This is a genomic window from Brevundimonas sp. SL161 (assembly GCF_049896985.1).
Classification (GTDB): Bacteria; Pseudomonadota; Alphaproteobacteria; order Caulobacterales; family Caulobacteraceae; genus Brevundimonas.
The window spans coordinates 91,264-111,456 of the sequence record NZ_JAFCVJ010000008.1; the positions used below are offsets into that span (position 1 = coordinate 91,264).

General features: G+C 65.7%; 18 protein-coding genes, 1 tRNA gene and 2 pseudogenes. 11 read left to right on the forward strand and 10 right to left on the reverse strand.

Annotated features, from left to right (window positions below; translation table 11 throughout):
- Nucleotides 1-5 precede the first annotated feature (5 nt).
- From ubiB to ACP7AU_RS08195, 3 genes are all read right to left on the reverse strand, one after another.
- On the reverse strand, nt 6-1,547 hold the full coding sequence (gene ubiB / locus ACP7AU_RS08185) for a 2-polyprenylphenol 6-hydroxylase (protein WP_426051101.1): 1,542 nt from the start codon (nt 1,545-1,547) through the stop codon (nt 6-8).
- A gap of 44 nt (nt 1,548-1,591) precedes the next feature.
- Entirely contained in the window at nt 1,592-2,392 is an 801-nt protein-coding gene (locus tag ACP7AU_RS08190) for a class I SAM-dependent methyltransferase (RefSeq protein WP_426037927.1), read from the reverse strand.
- A gap of 62 nt (nt 2,393-2,454) precedes the next feature.
- On the reverse strand, nt 2,455-3,162 hold the full coding sequence (locus tag ACP7AU_RS08195; protein WP_426051082.1) for a Crp/Fnr family transcriptional regulator: 708 nt from the start codon (nt 3,160-3,162) through the stop codon (nt 2,455-2,457).
- A 139-nt stretch (nt 3,163-3,301) separates the two neighbouring features.
- On the opposite strand from ACP7AU_RS08195, the gene ACP7AU_RS08200 reads away from it, so the two are divergent.
- Nucleotides 3,302-3,604: a 4a-hydroxytetrahydrobiopterin dehydratase gene (locus ACP7AU_RS08200; RefSeq protein ID WP_426037931.1), complete on the forward strand. Its 303-nt coding sequence runs from the start codon at nt 3,302-3,304 to the stop codon at nt 3,602-3,604.
- The gene (locus tag ACP7AU_RS08205; protein ID WP_426037933.1) at nt 3,601-4,395 is read left to right on the forward strand and encodes an SDR family oxidoreductase; all 795 of its coding nucleotides are present in this window, start codon (nt 3,601-3,603) and stop codon (nt 4,393-4,395) included. The genes ACP7AU_RS08200 and ACP7AU_RS08205 overlap by 4 nt, the downstream gene beginning before the upstream one ends.
- A 284-nt stretch (nt 4,396-4,679) precedes the next feature.
- Here the strand turns inward: ACP7AU_RS08205 and ACP7AU_RS08210 are convergent, their stop codons facing one another.
- Nucleotides 4,680-5,972, reverse strand: a complete 1,293-nt coding sequence (locus ACP7AU_RS08210) for a hypothetical protein (RefSeq protein ID WP_426037935.1) — start codon at nt 5,970-5,972, stop codon at nt 4,680-4,682.
- Nucleotides 5,973-6,111: 139 nt separating this feature from the next.
- On the opposite strand from ACP7AU_RS08210, the gene ACP7AU_RS08215 reads away from it, so the two are divergent.
- Nucleotides 6,112-6,188 (forward strand) — tRNA-Arg (locus tag ACP7AU_RS08215).
- Nucleotides 6,189-6,322: 134 nt separating this feature from the next.
- On the opposite strand, the gene ACP7AU_RS08220 is transcribed toward ACP7AU_RS08215, so the two are convergent.
- Nucleotides 6,323-7,080, reverse strand: a protein-coding gene (locus ACP7AU_RS08220; protein ID WP_426051083.1) for an IS5 family transposase whose coding sequence is annotated in 2 segments (ribosomal slippage) — nt 6,323-6,762 and nt 6,762-7,080 — 759 coding nt in all. Because the reading frame shifts where the segments join, the coding sequence is not laid out codon by codon here.
- 91 nt (nt 7,081-7,171) lie between these two features.
- On the reverse strand, nt 7,172-7,567 hold the full coding sequence (locus tag ACP7AU_RS08225) for a hypothetical protein (protein ID WP_426051084.1): 396 nt from the start codon (nt 7,565-7,567) through the stop codon (nt 7,172-7,174).
- 154 nt (nt 7,568-7,721) lie between these two features.
- Between ACP7AU_RS08225 and ACP7AU_RS08230 the strand changes: the two genes are divergently transcribed.
- The 3 genes and pseudogenes from ACP7AU_RS08230 to istB all read left to right on the forward strand — a co-directional run.
- A complete protein-coding gene (locus ACP7AU_RS08230) occupies nt 7,722-8,573 on the forward strand; it encodes an alpha/beta hydrolase (protein ID WP_426051085.1) in 852 nt (283 codons plus the stop codon).
- 356 nt (nt 8,574-8,929) lie between these two features.
- Nucleotides 8,930-9,190 (forward strand): annotated as a pseudogene (locus ACP7AU_RS08235) (IS21 family transposase); the annotation flags it as partial.
- Nucleotides 9,179-9,706, forward strand: a pseudogene (gene istB, locus ACP7AU_RS08240) (IS21-like element helper ATPase IstB); the annotation flags it as partial. The pseudogenes ACP7AU_RS08235 and istB, both read left to right, overlap by 12 nt.
- Here istB and ACP7AU_RS08245 read toward each other — a convergent pair.
- Both ACP7AU_RS08245 and ACP7AU_RS08250 read right to left on the reverse strand, forming a co-directional pair.
- Nucleotides 9,691-10,635 carry a hypothetical protein gene (locus ACP7AU_RS08245; protein ID WP_426051086.1) on the reverse strand — a complete coding sequence of 315 codons (945 nt, stop codon included), beginning with the start codon at nt 10,633-10,635 and terminating at the stop codon, nt 9,691-9,693. The pseudogene istB and the gene ACP7AU_RS08245 overlap by 16 nt on opposite strands.
- A complete protein-coding gene (locus ACP7AU_RS08250) occupies nt 10,632-11,456 on the reverse strand; it encodes an SMP-30/gluconolactonase/LRE family protein (RefSeq protein WP_426051087.1) in 825 nt (274 codons plus the stop codon). Before ACP7AU_RS08250 ends, ACP7AU_RS08245 begins: the two co-directional genes overlap by 4 nt.
- A gap of 62 nt (nt 11,457-11,518) precedes the next feature.
- Between ACP7AU_RS08250 and ACP7AU_RS08255 the strand changes: the two genes are divergently transcribed.
- The gene (locus ACP7AU_RS08255; protein WP_426051088.1) at nt 11,519-12,277 is read left to right on the forward strand and encodes a GDSL-type esterase/lipase family protein; all 759 of its coding nucleotides are present in this window, start codon (nt 11,519-11,521) and stop codon (nt 12,275-12,277) included.
- Nucleotides 12,278-12,399: 122 nt separating this feature from the next.
- Here ACP7AU_RS08255 and ACP7AU_RS08260 read toward each other — a convergent pair whose 3' ends face one another.
- Entirely contained in the window at nt 12,400-13,155 is a 756-nt protein-coding gene (locus ACP7AU_RS08260) for a FadR/GntR family transcriptional regulator (RefSeq protein ID WP_426051089.1), read from the reverse strand.
- Nucleotides 13,156-13,389: 234 nt separating this feature from the next.
- Here ACP7AU_RS08260 and ACP7AU_RS08265 point away from each other — a divergent pair, with 234 nt between their 5' ends.
- Both ACP7AU_RS08265 and ACP7AU_RS08270 read left to right on the forward strand, forming a co-directional pair.
- Nucleotides 13,390-16,053, forward strand: coding sequence for a TonB-dependent receptor (locus ACP7AU_RS08265; protein WP_426051090.1), 2,664 nt, complete (start codon nt 13,390-13,392; stop codon nt 16,051-16,053).
- A 135-nt stretch (nt 16,054-16,188) separates the two neighbouring features.
- Entirely contained in the window at nt 16,189-16,932 is a 744-nt protein-coding gene (locus ACP7AU_RS08270; RefSeq protein WP_426051091.1) for an RraA family protein, read from the forward strand.
- 130 nt (nt 16,933-17,062) lie between these two features.
- Here ACP7AU_RS08270 and ACP7AU_RS08275 read toward each other — a convergent pair whose 3' ends face one another.
- A complete protein-coding gene (locus ACP7AU_RS08275; protein WP_426051092.1) occupies nt 17,063-18,322 on the reverse strand; it encodes an MFS transporter in 1,260 nt (419 codons plus the stop codon).
- Nucleotides 18,323-18,449: 127 nt separating this feature from the next.
- Between ACP7AU_RS08275 and ACP7AU_RS08280 the strand changes: the two genes are divergently transcribed.
- Nucleotides 18,450-19,436, forward strand: a complete 987-nt coding sequence (locus tag ACP7AU_RS08280; RefSeq protein WP_426051093.1) for a mannonate dehydratase — start codon at nt 18,450-18,452, stop codon at nt 19,434-19,436.
- The gene (locus ACP7AU_RS08285; protein WP_426051094.1) at nt 19,433-20,185 is read left to right on the forward strand and encodes an SDR family NAD(P)-dependent oxidoreductase; all 753 of its coding nucleotides are present in this window, start codon (nt 19,433-19,435) and stop codon (nt 20,183-20,185) included. The genes ACP7AU_RS08280 and ACP7AU_RS08285 overlap by 4 nt, the downstream gene beginning before the upstream one ends.
- The last annotated feature ends 8 nt before the right edge of the window (nt 20,186-20,193 follow it).

The following is a 20,193-nucleotide window of genomic DNA, read 5'->3' on the forward strand; positions in this document are numbered from 1 at the left end:
CTGTGTCATCCCACAATCCGGGGCCAAAGCGACACAATGAGGGCGGCGGCCGAGAGGCCGGTCGCGACGACGACGCAGACGGCCAGCCAGGTCGGGGTCTTCACCCGCTCGACGATGACCGTCTGGCTGGTGGGCGGCTCCTGCACCAGTCGCGACAGGGCCCGGGCGCCCGAGAGGATCTCGCGCAGGCCGTCCCGCACCTGGGCCCTGGGACCGAGCTCGCGGGTGATCCAGCGCTCCACCACCGGCTGGGCCGCGGCCCACAGATCATGGTCCGGGTTCAGGCGTCGCGCCACACCCTCGACCGAGACCATGGTCTTCTGCAGCAGGATCAGTTCGGGCCGCAAATGCATGTCGAACAGGGCGGTGATCTCGAACAGCTGGCCCAGCAACCGGCCCATCGAGACCTGGGACGCGGCACGGCCTATTACCGGCTCTCCAACGGCGCGCAAGGCCTGGGCGAAGGCCTCGACCGAATGGTGCGGCGGCACGTAGCCGGCCTCGAAATGGACCCGGGCGATGCGCGGGTAGTCGCGCGTCAGGAAGCCCCACAGGATCTCGGCGAGGTAGCGCCGCTCGCCGGGGTTCAGCCGGCCGATGATGCCGAAATCGACGGCGCTCAGCTCGGCCGGGGCCGAGGCGAACAGATTTCCCTCGTGCAGGTCGGCGTGGAAGGTCCCGTAGTCCAGCGCCTGGACAAGGAAGGCGCGGACGACATTGTCGGCAAGGGCGTTGATGTCCATGCCCGGCTGTTCGATCGCGGCCGGGTCGGTCATTGGCAGGCCCACGGCCCACTCCAGGGTCAGCACCCGCTTGCCGACCCCGTCCCAGACCACCTTGGGCGCGGTCATATGGGCGCCGTCGGCCCGGGCCTTCTCCATGATGTCGTGTAATTCGGAGGCCGCCGCCGCCTCCAGCCGCATGTCGAGCTCCAGATACATCGACCGGGCCACAGTCTCGACGAAGGCTTCGGGCTCCAGTCGCCGCGCCGCAGGGACCAGCCTGTGCACCAGTCCGGCCGCCAGACGCATGGCGTCCAGCCCCTTGACCACGCGACGTTCCACGCCGGGGCGCAGCACCTTGACCGCCACCTTGCGCCCATCGGCCAGCCAGGCGGGGTGTGCCTGGGCCAGGGAGGCCGCCCCGATCGGATCGCCGAAATCGATGAACAGGCTCTCGACCGGCCGACCGAGGGAGCGCTCGATCTCGCGGCGCGCCTCGTCGGTCGGGAAGGGCGGCAGCTTGTCCTTCAGCCGGCCCAGGTCGCGCGCAAACTCGATGCCGAAGATGTCGGCCCGCGTGGCCATGACCTGACCGAGCTTGATCGCCACCGGCCCCAGGGTTTCGAACGCCCGACCCAGACGCTGGCCCGGCCGTCCGTCGCGACCCTCGCGCCCGGCGAACAGGTGGATGAACCCCGCGAGAACCCTGACCCAGGCGGGCAGCAGGCCGGTGATCTCGCGCGGGAGCAGGGCGTCGTGCCTGGCCAGGGCGGCGCCCCAGCGGATCAGCCGCCAGGTCGCGCCGACGGGATCGCGCACGGCCACGGTCGGCGGGGCGGCGGGCGCGACCCGATATGCGGCCGGAAAGCTCAGACCGCCCACCCGAAGTGGATCGCGGCGACGCCGCCCGACAGGTTGGTCACGGCGACGCGGGAGAACCCGGCTTGCTCGATCATGGCCTTGAAGGTCGACTGGTCGGGGAAGCGGCGGATGCTCTCGACCAGATACTGGTAGCTGTCGCGATCCTTGGCCACCCAGCCGCCGATGCGCGGAATGGCGTGGAAGGACCAGGCGTCATAGGCCTTGCGCACCGCCTCGGCCGTGGGCCGCGAGAACTCCAGGCACAGGAACCGCCCGCCGGGCTTCAACACCCGCCGCGCCTCCTTCAGGGCCACGGCGATGTCCGACACATTGCGGATGCCGAAACTGATCGAATAGGCGTCGACCGAGGCGTCGGGGATCGGCAGGGCCATGGCGTCGCCGACGGTCCAGATCATCTCCGGCTCGCCGCCCTTTTCGACGCCGGCCAGGATCATCTCGGCATTGTAGTCGAGCACGATGACGGAGGCATCCTCGCCGCCGCGCCGCTCCTGCGCCCGCCGCGCCATCTTCGAATAGCGCCGCGCCATGTCGCCGGTGCCGCCCGCGACGTCCAGGATGGTCTCGCCCGGTCGGGGGTTCAGCCTGGCGGCGGCCGCGTCCTTCCACAGCCGGTGCACGCCCCCGCTCATAAGGTCGTTCATCAGGTCGTAGCTGGAGGCCACGCTGTCGAACACGCCCCGCACCATCCGCACCTTCTCGCGGGCGTCCACATCGCGGAAACCGAAGGAGGAGGTGCCGCCTGACGAGTGCGGGCCCCGAGGCTGAGAGGAATCTGGAGAAGCGCTCATCTTTGCGGTCTAGCGCGCTGTGAAGCCTGCGTCACCGGGCCTCGCCTTCGCGGGCCATCGACTCAGGCGTGCGGCGCCCTGGGCCGCGGCACGCCGAGATCCTTCATCACCCCGCGCATGGCGCCGTAACAGCCGCAGGCGGCCTCCTCGAGCGCCTTGCGGTCCAGCACCTCGACCCAGCCCCGGCCGCGCCGGATCAGGTGTTTGCCCTCGAGCTCGGCCCCGGCTTCGGAAACGGTCGCGCGACGAACACCCAGCATGACGGCGATGTCCGCTTGGGTCAGGTGGAACCGGTTTGACTGGGCGCGGTCGTGCAGGGTCAGCAGCCAGCGGGCCAGCCGCTCGTCCAGCCGGTGCTGTGCGTTGCAGGCGGCAGTCTGCTGCACCTGGGCGAACAGGCTTTCGGTGAATTTGGACAGGGCGGTGCGCATGCCGGGGCTCTCTGCCAGGGCATCGGAGAAGATGTCTGCGGAGCAGCAGGCGGCGGAGCCCTCGATCTGGGCGATGGCGCGGCTCGAGGCGCGGGCGTTCATCGGGCCGCAGGTCACGCCGATCAGGCCTTCTCGACCGATGGCGGCGGTCTCGACCATCCTGTCCTCGGGCAGGACGGTCATCAGGGAGACGACCCCGTTCAGCGGGAACCAGACCTGGTCCACAGCCTCGCCCGCGTCGTACAGCATCTGCCCCTGGGTGAAAGCCCGTTCGGCCAGGTGCGGCTCCAGCCGTTTGCGGTCGGCGTCGTCCAGCGAGGCGATCCAGAGATTGTCCACGATGTAGCTCCGTTCCGTAAGGCGACGCTTCCCAACGCCTCAGCGTCTTCGTCTGTTCCAGTGCCGGCCGGCCGGCTGACGTAGCGGCGCCTTGCGGGGGCGCGGCGCTGCCGCTACCCCCGACGATCAGGAGACATTCATGGCCAGACCGACCCTCGATCCCGCAGCCGCCATCCAGGGCCTGACCGGCTGGTCCGTCCACGACGGCGACCGCCCCGCGATCGAGCGGACGCTGAAGTTCGCCGACTTCAACACCGCCTTTGCTTTCATGATGCGCGTGGCCTTGAAGGCCGAGACCATGGACCATCATCCGGAATGGTCGAACGTCTACAACCGGGTCACGGTGCTGCTGACGACCCACGACGCCGGCGGCGTCACCGAACTCGACACGACGATGGCGCGCTTCATCGACGCCGCCGCGAAATCCCTGGGAGGGGAATGACAATGAGCACGGCAGGACGCGTCGCGGGCAAGGCCGCACTGATCACGGGCGGGGCCCAGGGACTGGGCGAGGCCATCGCCTGGATGCTGGCGCGCGAAGGGTCGAAGGTCGCGATCACCGACATCAACGGCGCGGGCGCGAAAGACCTGGCCAAACGGATCAACGCCGAGATCCCGGGCGCCGCCTTCGCCTATGCCCACGACGTGGCCTCGGAAGCCCATTGGATCGATGTCGTCGCACGGGCCGCGGCCGACATGGGCAGCCTGTCGGTCCTGGTGAACAACGCCGGCGTTGGCGACGTCCTGCTCTTCTGCGAGCAGGACACGGCCGAAAACTGGCAGCGCCAGTACGAGATCAACCTGCGCTCGGTCATGTTCGGCTGCAAACACGCCATGCCGCATCTGCGGGCGTCTGGCTCGGCCTCCATTGTCAACATCTCGTCGATCGCAGGCCTGGCCGCAGGGCCGGGCATGGGCGCCTACAACGCCACCAAGGCGGGCGTCTGGATGTACACCAAGACCGTCGCCCTTGAGGCCGCGAAGATGGAGTGGAACGTCCGCGTCAACTCGGTCCACCCGGTCTTCATCAAGACCGGCATCCTCGATCCCTTCATCGCCATGGCCGGCGGTGACGAGGCCAAGGCTCACGAACGGCTGGCGCGCGGCATCCCGCTCAAGCGGATCGGCGAACCGAACGACGTGGCCTATTGCGTCCTCTACCTCGCCTCCGACGAAGCCAAATTCGTCACCGGCGCCGAGTTCAAGATCGACGGCGGCATGACGGCTCAATAGCCGTTCCGCCTCACCCTTTCGCGTTTCCAATCGCTGACGCTCCTGGACGCTCAAGCCCTCTCCCGCCGGGAGAGGGAAAGCGCACCACACCCGTCAACGGATCGTCCGATTTCCTCAATCGGATCAACGCCCGGCCACGATTTAGAGCTTTATCCCAGGCGCCCCTGAAAACCGTGAGACACTGTCTCCCGGTCTTTGACATCGCCATCCCGACTGCCCTGGCCGGCGCGACTCTGTCGACTCTGTCGACTCGCTTTTTGGAGTCGCGCTCAGTCGGCTCCGCCTCAGATGATATCCGCCGGCAGGATCTGGCTGGACAGCAATGTCTCCATGCCGTCCCAGGGGTCGGGACCCTGGCGTTCGACCCAGGCCTGCACCGTGTCGCGTCCGAGGCCGTAGTTGATGATGTAGCTGCGGTAGGTCTCGATGAAGCGCAGCCGCTGGGTCGCCCGCTCGGTTGTCGTCAGCATGTATTTTGACAGTTTGGCGATGGTCGCCTCGCGACCGACGCGGCCGGCCAGATAGTCGTCGGCGATGGTGTATTCGGCCCGCGCCAGCTGGCGGACCAGGGCGTTCAGCTCGGCCTTTTCCTCGACCGGGGCGCCGGTCAGTCCCGCCAGAGGCAGCAGGACGTCGCGCTCGAACGTCGCCGCCTCGTCGCCGGGGAAGGCCAGATCGATGCCGTAGTTGGCGCTGCCCTCGGCCACGAACGACATCGGCGAATACAGCGGATAGACGCTCATCTCGACCCAGCCGCGCTCGGCGACGAAGGTCCGTTCCAGCAGGGCGTTGTAGACGTGGTGACCGGGGTAACCCTCATGGCAGCCCAGGTCGATCGCCCGGTCGGTGAAGATCGGCTGGTCGGTGTTGATCTCGATCTTCGAGGCCGCGTCGCCTTGGAAATAGTTGTAGCCTGACCATGGCTTGTCGGTGACGAAGGCTAGGGTGAACCGCTCGTTGGCCGGCAGGGGAATATGGCGGATCGTCCGGGCGCGGCACTCGGCGATGGCCGCGTCCATCACGACCTGCAGCCGGTCGGTCGGAATGACGAAGCCGTTACGGAAGGCCGAGACCCGGTCGGCCAGGGGGCCGGCTCCCGGAACCAGACCGTCGATCCGCGCCAGGATCGGATCATAGGCGGTCAGCGGTTTCAGCTCGGGCCGGACGCCGAACAGGGCATAGGCCTCGTCGGCGAAGCTCATCCGCTCCCCGCCGATCATGTGCAGACGGGCCGATGCCGCCGAGACATGAGCCAGCAGATAGGCCTTTCGCTGCACCACGGCGGGCTCCGCGCCCCGCGTCGACAGGGCGTTCAGTCGCCCGGCAAGGGAGGCTGCGCCCTGGATCAGGGCCGGGACCTCGCGCGGGTTGGCTTTCGCCGCCGCGGCCCATTCCGGCGGGCCGTAGTAGGCGTCGACATAGCCGGGCTCGCGCTCGCCGATCTCCAGGATCAGGGCGACATAGTCCCGCGCCACGGCATCCAGACTGTCGCCGGACGGATCGGGCGAAGGGGCGGTGGCGCAGGCCGCGACCAGCAGAAGGGGCAGGGCGAGGGCGGCAAGGAACAGGCGACGCATGGACGGACTCCGCAAAGACCCCGGCACGCTAGGCGGGGCCGCGCCCTTCGCCAAGCCGTTCCGGGTCCAGCCTTTCCGGGATTGAGGCCGGCCGCGACCTGCTGTAAGGCCCTTCGTCCGGCCGCGAGGCCCGGCGGATGCACCCGTAGCTCAGCTGGATAGAGTACTGCCCTCCGAAGGCAGGGGTCACAGGTTCGAATCCTGTCGGGTGCGCCACTTCTTCTGTCAAATCACTGTTTTGATTAAGATTTTATCAGACCCCATCCACGCTTCATATTGCACTTCATAACTCTGAATTTAGTTGCGGGTATCGCCGACCCGGGGTGCCCTGGCTATGCTAGGCTCAGGACTCATAGCCAGAAGAGCACGGCAGCGGCGAGGGCGATGGCGGACAGGAAGACGGTCGGGCATCGATCGTATCGGGTGGCCACGCGCCGCCAGTCCTTTAGCCTGCCGAACATGATCTCGATGCGGTTTCGGCTTTTGTACCGGCGCTTGTCGTATTTGACGGGTTCGGTGCGGGACTTCCTGCCGGGAATGCAGGGTGTGATGCCCTTGGCCTGCAAGGCCTCCCTGAACCAGTCCGCGTCATAGCCCCGGTCGCCCAGCAACCATTGCGCCCTCGGCAGGCTCTCCAACAGGGCGGCGGCGCCGATGTAATCGCTAACCTGGTCTGCCGTCATAAAGAGGCTGATCGGACGTCCGTTGGCGTCGGTCACAGCGTGCAGCTTGGTGTTCATGCCGCCCTTGGTGCATCCGATCAGCCGCCCGAGACCCCCTTTTTTACACTCAGGCTCGAAGCCGTGCGGTGCGCTTTGAGATAGGTCGCGTCGATCATCACCGTGCGGCGCTCGGCCTTGCCGCCGGACAGGCCCTGCATCATCTGGATGAAGACGCCCGCTTCACTCCACCGCTTCCAGCGATTGTACAACGTCTTGTGTGGCCCATAGACCGGCGGCGCGTCACGCCAGCGCAGCCCGTTGCGATTCACGAAGATGATCCCGCTCAGTACCCGACGATCATCCACCCTCGGCCTGCCGTGGCTCTTGGGAAAGTGCGGCCTGAGCCGCTCCATCTGCTCGTCCGTCAGCCAATAAAGGTCGCTCATATCCGGTCTCCTTGCAGAGGCTGAATCAGATCGAGCGCATCACATCAATGGGTCCTGAGCCTAGCGAAACTAACCAGCCTGACAGAGCCCCTCACAAGGCTGCCCGTCGCAGCGCTCCGGCGGTCACCAAGGCTACAGGCCAGAGCAGCCCGGTCAGGCTTGAGATGGGTAAAAGGGTCTGGTCAGAAAACAGGCCGGTCGCGCCCCAGACGACGACGGCCACAGGCCCGGTGATAGCAAAGGTCAGGAGGGCAACGGCCAGCCAAGGCCGATCATCCACATCAACGAACTGTCGGACCACCGAGCTGCAGAGATGGCCCAAGAGACCGCCCGAGATCATTAGCGTGACCCAGAAAAGCAGCCGCTGCGGATAGGGCGTGCTTGCGCCGCCGAAGGCTTCGGCCGTGGCGAGAAAGGCCCCGCCGAGCACGGCCACAACAAGACCGCGCAGAAAGGTTCGATGACGTTGAACGGGTAAAAAGGGCATGACGACATTCTAGGAGAGCCCCCTTGGCCACGAATTTCGATGTGACAGAAGGCGGCGTGTTCATTCACGCATGGCGAATGGCCAGTGGCGCAAATCGGGCTGCACAGGGCGACGGAGGCCTGAGGATAGACAGAACGAAGCGAAGAGAGAACACATGAATATTCGTCTAAACCTGATCGGAACGGTAGCAGCTCTGCTGTTGGTGGGCTGCGCACCCGCGTCGGCGCAAGGTCTGGCCGAAGTCGTCGCGGCCGAACAGGTCGTGCGTCTTCCAGCCTCCGCCGGCCGCGAACTAGAAGTCAGGGTCTGGGCTGCCAGCAACCCGACCGTCGTCGTCGTCTTCAGTGCAGGGGGCGGCGGTCAGCCTGCCGCGTACGAGCGCATGATGCGAGCATTGGCCCAAGAAGGATTCACGGTCATCGCACCGGTTCATGATGACGCCCTCGCGCGTGGTGATATCTCCGGTTCAGGCGGGCCGGCGAGCTTCATATCCCGGCTGGAGGACCTTGCGATCGCCCGCGGCTATGCCGGGGCGACCCATTCCGGACTGCCGCTTGTCGTGATGGGCCATTCGTTCGGCAGCCTGATGTCCTCACTGGCCATTGGCGCGTCGACGCCTGTCGGCGCCCAAAGCGACCCCGGCGTAAAGGCGCTTGTCGCCTTTTCGAGCCCCGGCATCATTCCGGGGCTCATGACCCCGGATACCTATCGTAACCTCAGCGCACCGGTGCTGGTGGTGACGGGCGACCATGATGTCGTTCCGGGATTTGTTACGGAGTGGCGCAGTCACCGCGCCCTGTACGATCACAGTTCGGTGCCAGGCAGCGCGCTCGTGATCGTTCCGGAGGCCGACCACAACCTTGTTGTCAGCGCCGACGATGCGACGTTTTCCGCAGTGGTTGACCTGACTACCACTTTTATTCGGGCGGAGGCTCTGGGCGACGCAGCGGCCCGCGCCCGGTTCTCTAGGATCGAAATCAGCGGGGCGACCATCGAGCGACGCTGATTTCGATCACGCCGCTCGCGACCCTTGGTGTGTCTGCTCCAACAGCAGACATCGTGGATTCCGCCTAGAGTTAGGCGTCGGCGGCGCTCGTTGATGTTCGTTCTCAATTGTGGATCGGCGTGGAAAAGGGACCCCGTTAGCGGGGTGATCGGCGTCGAATAAGGCCCCCTCATTCCTGATGTCTAACGGTGCCGGCTTGGCGGATGTCAGGCGGCGGGCTCGGGATGTTGGTGTTGGAGACGGTGTTGAGGATCCGGCGCGAGTTTGCGTCCGGGAAGGCGATCAAGGCGGTCGCGCGAGACCTTCGATTGTCGCGCAAGGTGGTGCGCAAGGCGATCCGGGAGCCGGATGCGGAGTTCAACCGGCGCTTCCTGGTCATGGCGAGCCACTACATGGTCGAGCCGACAGCCTGCTCGCCGGCGGCGGGCTGGGAGAAGGGCCAGGTCGAGCACCAGGTTCAGACGGTGCGGGGGCGGTTCTTCCAGCCCCGCCTGCGCTTCACCAGTCTGGAGGAGCTGAACGGCTGGCTGGAGGCGGAATGCCGTCGCTGGGGCGAGCTACGCCAACATCCCGAGCAGAAGGACCTGACGGTCGCTCAGGCGCATGCGGCCTCCATCCGCTACAGGATGGCGGCGGCCAAGCTACCTGCCGTGAAGGACCTGGACGCCTTCGTGTTCGACGACACCCCAATCGACGAGGGGCTGGTGCGCTCCCTGCACAACGGCTCCTTCCTGGCGAACCGTCGCAACGTCGTGCTGGTCGGCGGGACCGGCACAGGCAAGACGCGCCTGGCCAGCGCCATCATCGCCAACGTCGTGCGCGCTGGCGCACGGGGGCGCTACTTCAACACCGTCGACCTCGTGAACCGGCTCGAGGAGGAAACCCGTCTGGGCAAGGCCGGTGCGCTGGCCGCTCAGCTCTGCCGCCTCGACGTCGTCGTCCTCGACGAGTTGGGCTACCTGCCGTTCGCACGCTCGGGCGGTCAGCTGCTGTTCCACCTGATCAGCAAGCTCTACGAGCGCACCTCGGTGACCGTCACGACCAACCTCGCCTTCGGCGAATGGCCGACCGTGTTCGGCGATCCCAAGATGACGACAGCGCTCCTGGACCGCATCACTCACCACTGCGACGTGACGACAATTGACATAGTCCACTGCAGGTTAGATCCGGGAAGAAGAAAGATGCCGTCTCCCGTCGCGAGCGCATTGGGCGTGCCCAGCCAGGCCTCCAAGGACAGATATCCGCCGCCTGGGTTGCCCCATAGGGTAAGGGACTCCAGCGGCGAGAAGGCTCGATCGAGCGCGTGATGGCTGACGGTCACCGAAAGGCCCGAGGGATCGATGAGCTGCGCCCACGGCGGTTCGTGAGCCGCCGCCAGGGGAATGACGTCAAAGGTCTCGATGTCGCTGACAGCTGCGGGAGAGGCGAAACGCGTGAACGGGATCCTTTTTCCGGTCGGTCGCCCCGCTGCGTCGAGCAATATCCGATGGGTAGCGTTGGAGACAAGGGTAGCTCCTGCGGGTGCCCCATCGGCTTGAGGCAGATCGAAGGTGGCGTGATTGCCCAGAACGAAGGGCATGGGGCAGGTGTTGCCCACGTCCGCCTCCACCTGATGGCGGAGGGTCAGAAGCCCGTCGCTCAGGAGGTAGTCGAGCGTGTGCCGAAAGCCAAAAGGGTAGTAGGTCCGCGTGTGATCGCTGCCGGCCAGGCAAAGGCGGAGGGTGGATTCTGTCTGATCTTCCACCCGCCAGGCCAGTGATCTGGCGAAGCCATGCATCGGCATCGGATAGTCGACGCCATCGGCGGTCCAGCCGAGAGGCGCCTGTTTGAAGGTCTCGGCGGTCGGTTCGGGACCGGGGGCGAAGGTGCGGCCAATGGCGGGCCACAGGATCGGGGCGCGGCCGGTCCAGCCGAAGGTCGGGGAGAAGTCCAGGCCTCGGTAGAGGAGTTCTTGTCCGTCCCAGGCGAGGCCGCACAGCTCGGCGCCCTGGTCCGGAGCGATCCAGGCGACGAGCCGGCCGTCGGGTGAGGTCAGCCGGATCAGGGCGGGGGCTTCGCTCACGCCGCGCCGACGCCGGGGTAACTGAGGAGGAGGCCGTTAGTGGCCTCGGTGACGACCATGCCGAGCTCGCCCGAGGGGTCGAAGGCGAGGTTGGTCGGCTTGTCGCCGGGGACGGGAAAGGTGCGGACGATCCGACCCGTGTCGTCGATGGCCTGGACGAGGCCGGAACCGTAGAGGGCAACGTAGAGAAGGCCGTCCGGGGCGTAAGCCATGCCGTCAGGGCCGAGGGGGGCACCGCCGACCTCGACCCACGGGCGGGGGTCGGCCCAGGCGCGCGTTTCGCCATTCCAGCCGCCTCGCCACAGGCGCTGACCCAGGGTCTCCGCGACAATCAAATCACGGCCGTCGGGCGTCAGGGTCAGGCCGTTGGGGAAGTGCAGGGCCTCGGCGACGAGGGCGACGTCGCCATCGGGAGATCGGACCCAGACCGTTCCCATGGGGCCGGCCTTTGAGTCGCCGGGGCAGGTGAAGATCATCGCGCCGGAGGGATCGAAGATCAGGTCGTTGGGGGCGGTCAGGGCGCGGCCCAGAACAGTCTCGGCGACCGGTTCGATGCGGACGTCTTCGCGCCAGTCCGAGGCGAGCCGGAAGACGGCGTCCTGAGCGGCGTCGCAGAATAAGACGGAACCGTCATGGATGGCCAGGCCGTTGGGCTTGCCCCCGACGTTGAGCCGGGTCAGTTCGCCATCGGCCCAGCGGAACAGGCCGCCGGCGTTCATCTCCACGCCCCACAGGGCACCGTCGGAAGCGAAGGCTGGCCCCTCGGGGAAGACGAGGCCGTCGGCGAGGAGGATGGGCTCGATGTCGATCGCGGTCGGCATGGCGACTCCGTTAATCCGACTTATCGGATATGCTAACGGTTGGCCGATGTGAAGGAGCAATCATGAGCGAGACCGGCGACCGGACGGGAGTGGATCGCGCGAGCGTCCACCCGCTGGGCCAGCGCAGCGTGGCGGAGGTCACCCTGGCGGAGTTCGCAACCCGCTGGGTCATGCAGGTCGCCGACGTGGCCGAGATCGGGCGATACGCCGCCTACAACGAGCGGCTGCGGGCGTTGCCGAGGCCGGCCAGACGGATCGTCTTACTAGGTGACTCCATCACCGAGTTCTGGGGCGATCTGCAGGTGCTCTCGCCGGATGGCCCTCAGCTTATCAACCGCGGGATCTTCGGGCAAAGGACGGTGCAGATGCTACTGCGCATCCAGGAGGATGTGATCGGCCTGGAGCCCGACGCGATGGTTCTGACCGCCGGGGCCAACGACGTCCGGGCCTTCGTCGGAGACGCGGCGTCTGCGGGGGAGGCGGCGCGGGTGCGAATCGGCCGCAACATCGCCTCCATGACGGACATCGCGCGGGCGCACGGGATCACCATGACGATCGGGTCGATGACGCCGGTGTGCGACAAGCCGGATGCGCCGCAAACACTGCACCGAGACCCGGGGAAAATACGGGAAATGAATCTTTGGCTGGAGGCTTTCGCGAGAGAGCGCCAGTTCGGCTATTTGGACTATTTCTCGGCGTTGGCGGGGGAAGACGGCCTGATGCAACAGGCGTTCACCGACGACGGGCTGCATCCGAACCCCGATGGCTATCAGCGGATGGCCGAGATGCTTGAACGATCCTGCGTGACGCAGGGCGGCTGATACGGACAAACAAACACCGTCCGAAGCGTCCGAGGACATGAGTATGACATGTCAAAGACCGGCTGAGGACTTGGTGTCCGTTCGTCCCCCCGACAACACGAGGGTAAAAACAAAATCCTGAACTAACGTCCCCGACGTTCCGCCAGAACCGCGTCGACGGTCGGCATGGCGGCGCGGAAATGCAGGTGCATGGCGGCGACGGCGGCCTCCGGGTCTCGCGCGGCGATGGCTTCGACCAGCATGCGGTGACGGGGAAGGGTGTTTTCGTCGCGGCCTTGCGTTTTCGCTCGCAGGACTGAGATCGTCTCGGCCATGGAATCGGACAGGGCGTCGATAAGGAAAGCGACGAGGGAGTTACGCGACATGTGGGCGATCAGCCGGTGGAAGGCGATGTCGGCGACGACGCACTTGTCCTGATCCGCGAAGTCGGCCTCGAGCGTGGCCATGGCGTCGCGAAGGCGGGCGATGTCGTCGTCGGTCGCCAGTTCGGCTGCGCGGCGAACTGCGTAGGTCTCCAGCGCGCGTCGCAGTTCGACCGCGTCGCGCAGACCCTCCGGATTGATATGCAAGGCGAAGCGCAGCATCTGGCGCACCGGCTCGGGGGCCAGGCGGCCGACGGTGGTTTGCTTGCCCTGTTTGATGTCGACGATGCCGAGAGCCGAGAGCTTGCGGATCGCCTCGCGCACAACAGGCTTGGACACGCCTAATCGTTTGCCGATGTCGCTTTCGGACGGCAGCGAATCGCCGGGCATCATGGCGCGGCCGATGATCTGCTGGGTCAGGGACTGAGCCACCGTGTCAGACAGCAGGGGCCGATCGTTTCCGATCGGATTCATCTCGTCCATCGCCAGCGGGTCCTCAAGCTCACGCGTCGTCAATCGCAGTCTCCATCAACCGTCGCGCGTCGGCAAACGACAGACAGTCAATCCCACATTCACGCCCTATTGCGCAACTGATCAGATATGTTCTAACCTCATATGTAGGCGAGCTAAGCATAAGGCTGAAAATCGGCCATGTCGCTATGGGGAGAAGCAATGAGTGTCGGGTCGTTGAAGTCGCGCGCGCTGATGGGTTCAGCGATTGCCGCAGTCTTATTCGTGGCGCCAGCCGCGTTGGCTCAAACCGCCGACGGCAGCCAGGTCGCCGATCCGCAGGACGCCGATCAGGTGGACGAGATCATCGTCACCGGCATTCGGGGCAGCCTGCGCGCCTCAATCGAGCAGAAGCGCGACGCGGACAATATCGTCGAGGTCATCACCGCGACCGACATTGGCAAGCTGCCGGACGAGAACGTCGCCGACTCGCTGCAGCGCGTGACGGGCGTGCAGATTTCGCGCGAGGGCGGCGAAGGCCGTAGCGCCAACATTCGCGGCCTAGCCGCCACTACCTACATCAACGGCCGCTCGGCGGCGTCGCCGGGCCGGACCCGCGACTTCGACCTACGCAACCTGACCGCCGACTTCTTTGAGGCTGTCGAGGTGTCCAAATCGGTGCTGGCGTCGCAGCCGGAAGGCACGCTGGGCGGTTCCATAAATCTAGTGACCAGGAAGCCGCTGAGCTTCTCGGACCGCACCATCTCGGCGGGGCTGGAAGCGACCTATTCCGACTACAGCGAAGAGTGGGATCCGCGCGGGACCTTCTTCATCGCGGACCGAATCACCGACACGTTCGGCGCGTCCTTCGGGGTGTCCTACAGCCGTCGTTCCATCCGCCAGGATGCCGCTTTCAACCAAGGCGGCATGCAGATTGGCATCGCGCCGACCACGACCGGGTTCGACTTCAATCGGGACGGCGTCCGTAACGACTACATCCGGCCGAATGACTATCGATTCAGCAGCCTTCTGACGGAGCGGGAGCGGATCGGCGGGGACCTGACCCTGCAATGGCGGCCACACGAGGACATGCTGCTGCGGCTGGACGGCACGGCGGCGCGCCTGATCAACGATACGACCGCGGCCTTCATGAGCGTGGCTAACGGCTTCGGCACGGCGAACGCATCAAACATCGTGCTGAATTCCAACGGTTTCCTGCAGAGCGGCACCTATCGCAACTCGGCAGTCAACGTCGACGGTCGCTATACGCCGGAGGCCCTCAACACCCACACGATCGGGTTCAACGGCCAGTGGACGCCGGGGTCCTGGACCTTCACCCTGGATGCGGCAACCTCGGCCGGCGACTACCAGGAGGTCGCACAGATCCTGCGCTTCGGCGGTCCGCTGGCGACGGTGAACGTGCGGCCGACGGGCGACACCTCGCCCTACAACATCGAGATTCTGACGGCGGCGGGACAGCCCTACAACTTCTTCGACGAGACCCAGTTCGTTCCGAACCTGACGTTCGATCGTCTGACGAAGGCTCGCCAGCGGAACAACATCATCACCCTGGATGGCCAGTATCAGTTCGCCGACGGCATCTTCGACAATGTGAAGTTCGGGGTCCGGTCTAGCGACTTCCTGTTCACGGCCTCGGAAGCCAATATCGGCAACGAGTTCAACGACACGACCAACCCGGCCTTCTACCGCAACGGCGTGCGGCTGAACGCCTCGCAGAGCCCGTTCAACGGGATCGTGACGCGCAACTTCCCGTCCGAAGGCGGCTTCTTCTCCGGCGAGGGCGGGAGTTTCCCGCGCGAGTGGTTGACCACCGTCTACACGGGTCAGAACGTCGAGAACGGATCGCGCAACTGGCGCAACCTGCTGAACTTCAACGGCCGGCGCGCGCTGCTGCCGTTGAGCGTGGCGCGGGTCGAGGAGGAGACCCAGGGCCTGTGGGCCACGACGGATATCGACACCGAGGTGTTCGGCATGCGCATGCGGGCCAACGTCGGGGTGCGGGTGGTCAAGACCGATTTGACCTCAAGCGGGTTCGACGCCCAGTCACGGCCGATCTCGGTCTCCAACTCCTACACCGACACCCTGCCGGCTGGTAACATCCGCTTCGACCTCAGCGAGGATCTGGTGCTGCGGTTCGCGGCCGCCAAGATTCTGCAGCGCGCGGACCTGGCCGACCTGACGACCAGCTTCAACGTCATCCCAGGCGGCGGCACGGCCTCAATCGGCAACCCGAACCTGCTGCCTTACGAGGCCACCAACTACGACGCCGCGCTGGAGTGGTACTTCTCGGAGGACGGCCTGATCTCGGGCACGATCTTCTACAAGGACGTGACCAACTTCCTGATCTCGCAGACGACCCTGGCCGAGATTCCCGGCTATGTGCCGCTGAACCGTCCACCGGGCGATCCGCTAGGCAACCAGTTCTTCATCACCCAGCGCATCAACGGATCGGGCGCGACGATTCAGGGGATCGAGCTGAGCTACCAGCAGCCGTTCACCTTCCTGCCGATCGAAGGGTTCGGCACGGTGCTGAACTACACTTACTCGGACGCCGAGACGACGACGGGCGCACCATACGAAGGTCTGTCGCAGAACACGTTCAACGTCATCGCCTACTATGAGAACGGCCCGATCAACGCGCGGCTGGCCTACAACTACCGTTCGGAGTCGGCCCAAACCGTGGGGCTGAACATCAACTCCAACAGCCTGGGGTCCGGCATCGCTGCGGACGGCAAGCCGATTGGCCTGTATCAGTACCTGATCCCGCAAGGTTTCCTGGACGCGTCGTTCAGCTACCAGATCAACGACGACATCCGCGTGGTGGTCGAGGGGATCAACCTGACCGACCAGCAGTCGGTCCTCTACGTCGACGACCGCTCCACGGTGAACCAGGTCATCAAGACGGACCGACGCATGACGGTCGGCCTGAAGATGACCTTCTAGCCGTGCGTCTCTCCACCTCCTGAAGCGGCCTTCCGGCTCGATCGCTCTCGCGGTCGGGCCGGGTCTTTTCCGGAGCCCCGTTTTCTTTCCCATGACGTCCGGTTCGCCGGCGCCGAATGCCTTCAGGAGTCCAGAATGTCCGCCGATCAACTGCGTGCCGAAGTCGGCATGATGAAGCTAGAAAAGCTGATCGCCGCGCGCGAGACCGTCAGCGACGCGGTACTGTCGATCCACGAAAAGGAGCTGATCGCCCGCTACGAGAAGCTCTACACCGGCCTGGTGTCGGACGTGATGCGCGAGTTCGCCCTGCTGGACCAGGCCATGCCCGGGTCGATCCAAGCGCTGCGTCCGGGGCCCGTCGTGGCCGGGTTCGCCTTCACCGTGAAGAGCGCGCCGAACGTCAAGATCACCGGCGAGATGAGCTTCCGCGCTACCATGTTGGAGACGCTTGGCCAGGATCACTTCGTGATGTGGGATTCCTCGGGCGACGAGAAGGGTACGATGTGGGGCGGGGTCATGACCGCGACAGCCAAGAAGATGGGAGTCAAGGGCGCCTGCATCGACGGCGGCATCCGCGACACGGCCCAGATCATCCCGGCCGAGTTCCCGGTCTTCTATCGCTACCGCAGTCCGAACGGTTCGCTGGGCCGCTGCCTGATCACCCACTACCAGATCCCGATCAAGATCGGCGACGTGACCGTGAAGCCGGGCGACCTGATCGTCGGCGACGGCGACGGGGTGGTGGTGGTGCCGCGCGACATCTGCGTCGAGGTGTTGATCCGGGCGGAAGAGATGCACGCGGGCGAGCTGAAGATCTTCTCCTGGGTCGAGCAGGGAGACTCGATCTCCGACATCACCGGTAAAGGCGGCTACTTCTGAGGTGACTTCGGCTAGCGAATTCCTGCTGAATCTGGCGGGGTCGACAAGGGTCGCTACAGCAGATTTCTGACATTCACCGCAATGTCGGCATTCGGGGCGGATCGGGAAACCGGTCCGCCCCTGTTGCTTGTCAGGTCCGGGGACGCAGCGGGCGGACCATGGTGGCGGCGAACAAGACGACGCCGGCGATGAGGGCGGCGGCGGCCAGCATCTGCATCCCGCCCTCGAGGCCGTACTGAGCCTTCATCGAGCCCATGATGACGGGCGAGGCCGCGCCAATCAGGAAACCCGAGGCCAGGACAATGCCCATGACGGTGGCTCGCAGGCGATCCTCGACCACGTCGAAGATGGCCGCGAAGATGCCGGCGTCATACATCCCGCGCGCGACACCGAAGGCGGCCAGGGCGATGTAGATGTGGGCCAGCGACTGGGCCTCGGCCGCCCACCAGATGAATGGAGCGCTGGCGACGAGGCCCAGAGCCATGACCCACAGGCGGATGCGTGGGATGGAAGGGATCAGCCGGTCGGTCAGCCAACTTGCGCTCAGAACGCCGACATAGGCGCCCATGAAATGGTAGAAGGTGGCCGAGAAACCTGCGTCGGCGAGCTGTAGCCCGAAACGCTCGAACAGCAGGGTCGGGGTCCAGGTCAGGAAGCCGACGGAAACAAAGATCAGGCCGCCGAAGGCCAGCATCTGACCGATCAGGGCGGGGGTGGTGGCGATCAGTTTCACCGCCTCTCCGAACAGATCCTTCTGGTCGCCGCGCGCTCGGGTGGCTGGAGCGGGGATGGCGTAGCGGCGGCTGCGCAGGAAGAAAACCACGCCCCAGACGAGACCCATCACGCCGTAGATGAGGAAGGCCGAGCGCCAGCCGAACGTCTGACCGGCCCAGCCTGCTAGGAGGCTGCCGAGGACGGTGCCGGTGTAGTTGGCGGTCTGGTGGATCGACAGGGCGCGGGCGCGGGTCTTGTCATGGGCGCTGCCGATCAGGGAGCCGGCCGCAGGGGCGTAGAAGGCCTCGCCCGCGCCCGTCGCCACGCCTCGGAATAGGAGCAGCAAGAGGAAGCTGGAGGCAAAACCGGTCAGGAGGGTGCCGGTCGAGAAGATCAGCAGGCTGATCAACACGACCCTGCGCCTGTCGACGATGTCGCCCGCCAGGCCTGCGAAGGGCACGAGCAGGCCGAAAACCACGGTGAAGGTCGTCGCGATCAGGCCCAGCATCGTGTCGGTCAGATGTAGATCGGCGCGGATCAGGGGCAGGACGACGTTGAAGACCTGGCGGTCCGCCTGGTTGAGGAAGAAGGCACCCCAGAGAAGGAGGACCAGCTCCCACTTGTACTTGTCGGGCTGGACCAGCCGGGACCCCGAACCCTCTTCAACGCTTGCCATCGTCCCGCCGTCTCCCTAGTTATCAGATATGTTATGACGTTGGCGGCAGAGGTCGTCCAGCCTGCATTCGGCCTGTCGAACGGTGCGTCGAGTTGTAAGAATGCGCCTGGCGGGGAGGGCGAGCTCTGTGGTCAAGCTGACGATGATGATACTGCCGACCGTCGATCGGCGCTGGGCTCTGGCGCGCCAGATGGGGGTCACCCACGCCATCGCGAAACTGGCGCCAGAGCTCACCGGCAAGCCGGCGCCTTACGACTACGACGCGCTGAAGTCCGAGGTCGATCGCTATGCCGAGGCGGGGTTCCGCATCGGCGGGCTGGAGGGCGACCAGTTCGACATGAGCCGGATCAAGCTGGGGCTGGATGGACGCGACACCGACATCGAGAACTACAAGCGGATGCTGGAGAACATGGGCCGGTGCGGCATAGGCCTGCTCTGCTACAACTTCATGCCGCTGGGGTGGTTGAGGAACCGGGTGAACGTGCCCGAGCGCGGCGGGGCGACGGTGACGGGCTATCGCCACGACCCGGGCGACATCGGCGAGGGGACGGTCGTGCCGGCCGAGAAGATCTGGGAGAACTACGAATATTTCCTGCGCCGGGTCATTCCGGCGGCCGAGAATGCGGGGGTGAGGATGGGGCTGCATCCGGACGATCCGCCGGCGCCGGTGGTGCGCGGGATAGGGCGGGTTTTCATCAACGCCGAGGCCTCGCAGAGGGCGCTGGACCTGGTCGACAGCCCCTCCAACATGCTGACCTTTTGTCAGGGTTCGTACCGGACAATGGGCGAGGACGTGACGGCGCTGATCCACCGGTTCGGGGCGCAGAAGAAGATCGCCTTCGTCCACATCCGCGACGTTAAGGGGACGTGGGACGACTTCGTCGAGACCTTTCCCGAGACGGGCGAGACCGACATGGCGGGGGCGTTCGCGGCCTATAAGGCGATCGGGTTCGACGGCTACATGCGGCCCGATCATGCGCCGACGATGGCCGGGTCGGACGCGGAGGGGGCGTTCAGCGGCGGGACCGGCTCGGGCTACGAGGCCGAGGGGATGATCTACACCGTGGGTTATATCAAGGGTTTGATGCAGGCGACGGGAATGACCTGGCAATGAGTTTCGCCGACTTCGACCTGACCGGGCGGCGGGCGCTGATCACCGGATCGACGGACGGCATCGGCTTGGCCATCGCGCTGAGATTGGCGCGGGCCGGGGCGTCGGTGGTTCTGCATAGTTTGCCGGACGATCCGACGGGGACGGCGGCGCTGGAGGCCGCAAGCGCGATCGACGCGGGCGCGCAGCTGGTTACAGGCGACATGGTCGAGCCGGGTGCGGCGGCGGCGTTGCTGGCGCGGGGCGGGCCGATCGACATCCTGGTGTCCAACGTCGCGATCCAGGTGCGTCAGCCGCTGGATCAGATGGATACTTCGACGATGGAGCGGCATTTCACGGCGAACTTCGTCGCGGCGCTGCAACTGGTGCAGGGCGTGCTGCCGCACATGAAGGAGCAACGCTGGGGCCGGATCGTCAACATCGGCAGCATCCAGCAGGTGAAGCCGCACCCCGAACTGCTAACCTATGCCGCGCTAAAGGCCGGGCAGAAGAACCTGATCGAGAACCTGGCGCGACAGTTGGCGGTGGACGGAATCACGGCGAACACCGTGGCACCGGGCGTCGTGCTCACGGCGCGCAACCGGCCGGTGCTGTCGGACCCCGTCTATGCCGAGCGGGTCATGGCACAGGTGCCGTTGCGGAGCTTCGGAGAACCGGAGGACGTCGCGGGCGCGGTCTTGCTGTTGTGCTCGCAGGCCGGACGCTACATCACCGGCGCCAACATTCCGGTCGACGGCGGCATGCACCTTTGAGGACGAAG

Bases quoted from the DNA above. Each gene is read 5' to 3' on its own strand.
- ACP7AU_RS08190 (WP_426037927.1), bottom strand. From the start codon at position 2,392: ATGAGCGCTTCTCCAGATTCCTCTCAGCCTCGGGGCCCGCACTCGTCA.
- ACP7AU_RS08200 (WP_426037931.1), top strand. From the start codon at position 3,302: ATGGCCAGACCGACCCTCGATCCCGCAGCCGCCATCCAGGGCCTGACC.
- ACP7AU_RS08205 (WP_426037933.1), top strand. From the start codon at position 3,601: ATGACAATGAGCACGGCAGGACGCGTCGCGGGCAAGGCCGCACTGATC.
- ACP7AU_RS08210 (WP_426037935.1), bottom strand. From the start codon at position 5,972: ATGCGTCGCCTGTTCCTTGCCGCCCTCGCCCTGCCCCTTCTGCTGGTC.
- ACP7AU_RS08225 (WP_426051084.1), bottom strand. From the start codon at position 7,567: ATGCCCTTTTTACCCGTTCAACGTCATCGAACCTTTCTGCGCGGTCTT.
- ACP7AU_RS08230 (WP_426051085.1), top strand. From the start codon at position 7,722: ATGAATATTCGTCTAAACCTGATCGGAACGGTAGCAGCTCTGCTGTTG.
- ACP7AU_RS08250 (WP_426051087.1), bottom strand. From the start codon at position 11,456: ATGCCGACCGCGATCGACATCGAGCCCATCCTCCTCGCCGACGGCCTC.
- ACP7AU_RS08255 (WP_426051088.1), top strand. From the start codon at position 11,519: ATGAGCGAGACCGGCGACCGGACGGGAGTGGATCGCGCGAGCGTCCAC.
- ACP7AU_RS08270 (WP_426051091.1), top strand. From the start codon at position 16,189: ATGTCCGCCGATCAACTGCGTGCCGAAGTCGGCATGATGAAGCTAGAA.
- ACP7AU_RS08275 (WP_426051092.1), bottom strand. From the start codon at position 18,322: ATGGCAAGCGTTGAAGAGGGTTCGGGGTCCCGGCTGGTCCAGCCCGAC.
- ACP7AU_RS08285 (WP_426051094.1), top strand. From the start codon at position 19,433: ATGAGTTTCGCCGACTTCGACCTGACCGGGCGGCGGGCGCTGATCACC.